Origin of the sequence: Stieleria tagensis (assembly GCF_024129865.1) — a bacterium.
Lineage (GTDB): Bacteria > Planctomycetota > Planctomycetia > Pirellulales > Pirellulaceae > Stieleria > Stieleria tagensis.
Window position 1 is genome coordinate 1 of record NZ_JAMYFE010000174.1, and the last position, 1,073, is coordinate 1,073.

The window sequence follows — 1,073 nt, forward strand, 5'->3', positions numbered from 1 at the left end:
GCTACGTCTAGTGCGATCGTTTTAGACGTACTGAAACTCGATCGGCGCGTCGATCTCCGGATGCAGACTCTGGTGCACCGGGCATTTTCGCGCCGCGGATTCCAGTCGGCTTCGCATCTCTGGATCATTGACTGCGGCGGCCGATAACGTGACCACGGTCCGCAAGCCGCCGATCCGACGCACCGGTTGTTGGATCATTTCTTTGCTGACACTCACCTGGGCATCTTTCAAGTCCAAGTCGTGTCGCTGGGCAACCAACCCCATGATCGTCAGCACACAAGTCCCTAGCGCTGTCGCCACCAGATCGGTGGGGGAAAATGAGGTTCCGTTGCCACCATTATCAACCGGCGCATCGGTGTTCAATGTGTTTCCGCTGGGGCCATGCGTCGCGGTGCAACCGAGCTGGCCTGTGTAAACGGCTTTGATTTCAACCGCCATGTTTTTGATTCCTAGCAAAGGGATGGAAGCGTTCTCGCCGGGAGCAGTCTAGCTCAGCGGCAATCCAGTCGGCCACGTCGGTGCAAATGGACCGGTCGGACGACAATTCGAAAAAAATCTCAAAAACCGGATCGAAATGCCGAGCACCTAATTAGCGTTAGGTGACTCTTAGGGTGACGCACGCCGCGTTGTCTATTTTTAAAACCTTTGCCAGGATCGGTCCGATTCGGGTCGACGCGGAGAGAGTCGGCCTGATATTTGTTCGCCCCTGCAAAATTTCCATTTTTGTTTGTCACTTCTGCCGCAGCAATTCGCTTTAGCGAACAACCGCTTTTCGAATTCTGCTGTATCGGAGATATGCCCGATGGCCACGACGCAAGTACTTGATTCCCGCGGATTGTTGATGATCCGCCGAATCGACTCGGTTTTGATCACTCACCCAGAACTGAGTGATCACCGTGATGACATTGAGATCTCGTTGGAAGGCTCACGCATCGTCTTGCGAGGCCAGTTGCCGAGCGTTGCGCTCAAGCAAGCCCTGGTGCCGGCGATCCGCCAAGCCGGTGTGCTTGGACAGATCTGCAACTGTGTCGAAATCCACTGATCGGTGCCAGCACCCGAAATCCCTCGCTCAC

2 protein-coding genes are annotated in these 1,073 nt (G+C 55.2%); one reads left to right on the plus strand and one right to left on the minus strand.

The features are described 5' to 3' along the window. Positions 1–21 precede the first annotated feature (21 nt). Positions 22–438 carry an OsmC family protein gene (locus NHH03_RS27560; RefSeq protein ID WP_253161581.1) on the minus strand — a complete coding sequence of 139 codons (417 nt, stop codon included), beginning with the start codon at positions 436–438 and terminating at the stop codon, positions 22–24. A gap of 364 nt (positions 439–802) precedes the next feature. Here NHH03_RS27560 and NHH03_RS27565 point away from each other — a divergent pair, with 364 nt between their 5' ends. Continuing rightward, a complete protein-coding gene (locus NHH03_RS27565) occupies positions 803–1,042 on the plus strand; it encodes a hypothetical protein (protein WP_253161582.1) in 240 nt (79 codons plus the stop codon). Positions 1,043–1,073 lie beyond the last annotated feature (31 nt).

What these genes read in the sequence shown, in the direction of transcription:
- NHH03_RS27565 (WP_253161582.1), top strand. Translation starts at nt 803, where the DNA reads ATGGCCACGACGCAAGTACTTGATTCCCGCGGATTGTTGATGATCCGC.
- NHH03_RS27560 (WP_253161581.1), bottom strand. Translation starts at nt 438, where the DNA reads ATGGCGGTTGAAATCAAAGCCGTTTACACAGGCCAGCTCGGTTGCACC.